The sequence below is a fragment of the Amycolatopsis sp. SID8362 genome, assembly GCF_010550475.1.
Lineage (GTDB): Bacteria > Actinomycetota > Actinomycetes > Mycobacteriales > Pseudonocardiaceae > Amycolatopsis > Amycolatopsis eburnea.
The window spans coordinates 1-736 of record NZ_JAAGNB010000848.1 but is presented as its reverse complement, the minus strand read 5'-3'; the positions used below and the strand labels follow the sequence as shown (position 1 = coordinate 736).

The 736-nt window shown below is 76.2% G+C and carries 1 protein-coding gene; it reads left to right on the top strand.

The window, feature by feature from the left end; genetic code table 11:
* On the top strand, positions 1-736 hold a 736-nt coding region (locus tag G3I65_RS26430; protein WP_160698506.1), incomplete at both ends, for a hypothetical protein.

Here is a 736-nt window from a genome sequence, read left to right as displayed (position 1 = left end):
CTGCGCCGACCGGCTCGGCTGGGCGGGCGACGTCGTGGACCTCGCCCGCCGGCTGCGCGACCCGGTGCTGGAACTGCTCGGCAGGCGGCTGCGGCTGGTCGCGCTGCTGGAGACCGGGGCGGTCACCGAAGCCGACACCGAGGCCCTCGCCTTCGACCACGTCGCCACCGCGCTGGACCAGCCGTTCTACCGCTGGTACCCGCCGCTGTGGCGGGGCATGCGGGCGCTGCTGGAAGGCCGGTACGACGACGTCCGGGCCGCCCTCGACCGGACCGAGGAGCTGGGCCGGGCCTCCGGCAGCGCCAACGCGCTGGTGCTCGCCGCGACCCAGCGCTGGTGCCTGCTCACCGACACCGGCGACCAGGCGGAGCTGGCCCGGTTCAGCGCCGACGCCGGCCTGGAGGACATCCCGGGGATCTGGCCGCAGGTCACGCTCTCCCTGCTGGCCGCGCAGCTCGACAGGCACGACGAAGCGCGGGCTCGCCTGTCCGCCGTCGCACCCCGGCTGGCGGCGGCGCCGCGGGACTCCGAGTGGCTGCCGATGCTCACCCAGGCCGCCGACGCGATCGCCTTGACCGGCCCGCACCCGGCGGCACGCCCGATCTACGACTGGCTGACGCCGTACGCGGATCTGTTCGTGGTCGAAGGCATCGGGGCCGCGGTCCGCGGACCGGTGCACCGGTACCTCGCCCTGCTGGCCGACGCGCTGGGCGAACCCGCGGCGGCCGGCGACCAC